Genomic DNA, 373 nt, shown 5'->3' on the forward strand with positions numbered 1-373 from the left:
AGGCGGTGGTGGCGGTGGCACAGGGGTCCGAGGTTGTCGGCGTCGGTGCGGCCCAGGGGCGCGTCGGGGTCGGCGCCTGTCTGGGGGTGGTACTCGACGGTGTGGTCGAGGTCGCAGCCGCAGGCGGGGACGGTGCACCCGGGTGCAGCGCAGGTGCCGTCGCGGGTGCGGACGAGCTCGGCGAGGGCGGCGGGTGGTCGGTAGCGTGCGCGTCCGACGTCCAGGACCTGGTCGGTGAGCGGGTCGGTGACGACGCGTTTCCAGACGCCGTCGGCGGCGAGGGCGCGGGCGGCGACGGCGTCGAGGGGTCCGTGGCCGTCGAGGTGGGCGGGCTGGTCGTCCAGGCCCAGGAGGGTCGAGGCGGGGATGGTGA

Annotated in this window: 1 protein-coding gene; it reads right to left on the reverse strand. The window is 76.1% G+C overall.

The features are described 5' to 3' along the window. A partial coding sequence (locus FS882_RS21245) for an HNH endonuclease signature motif containing protein (RefSeq protein WP_187365417.1) occupies positions 1–373 on the reverse strand: 373 nt, incomplete at both ends.

The organism is Cellulosimicrobium cellulans, assembly GCF_007679345.1.
Classification (GTDB): domain Bacteria; phylum Actinomycetota; class Actinomycetes; order Actinomycetales; family Cellulomonadaceae; genus Cellulomonas; species Cellulomonas cellulans_A.